This is a genomic window from Microbacterium sp. LEMMJ01, assembly GCF_002114135.1.
Lineage (GTDB): Bacteria > Actinomycetota > Actinomycetes > Actinomycetales > Microbacteriaceae > Microbacterium.
On the sequence record NZ_NCTV01000037.1, the window covers coordinates 1 to 588 of the forward strand.

Annotated in this window: 1 protein-coding gene; it reads right to left on the minus strand. The window is 69.0% G+C overall.

What is annotated here, in order from left to right; translation table 11 throughout:
- A partial coding sequence (locus B7W94_RS17655) for a DNA topoisomerase (RefSeq protein WP_253247472.1) occupies positions 1 to 588 on the minus strand: 588 nt, incomplete at both ends.

A 588-nucleotide genomic window follows, 5' to 3' on the forward strand; every position in this document is an offset into this window, starting at 1 on the left:
GAGACGGCGGGCMGGGACTGGTTCTCCGCGGCGTCGGCGTCGCTGCGCTTCTCGTCGCGACCCTCCTCGTACGCCTCGAGGAAGCCCTTGAACGTGTAGACCGTGCCGGAGGCGGTGAACTCCGCCGTCTGGCCGTCCGCCTCGACCGCGATGGTGACGGTCGTCGTCTCGTACTTGGCGTCCGACATCTGGCTCGCGACGGTGCGCTTCCAGATCAGGTCGTACAGCCGCTGCTCCTCGCGGTCGAGCTCGCCGGACAGCGAGGACGGCGTGCGGAAGTTCTCCCCCGACGGGCGGATCGCCTCGTGCGCCTCCTGGGCGTTCTTGCTCTTCGACTTGTAGACGCGCGGCTTGAGCGGCACCGCATTGTCGCCGTAGAGAGCCACGGCCTGACTCCGGGCCGCCTGCACCGCCTGGGTGCTCAGCGCCGTGGAGTCGGTACGCATATAGGTGATGTACCCCTTCTCGTAGAGGCGCTGGGCGACGCTCATCGCCTGCTTCGCGCTCATCGAGAGCTTGCGGCGCGCCGCCTGCTGCAGGGTGGACGTCGTGAAGGGCGCGTAGGGGCTGCGGGTTCCCGGCTTGGCC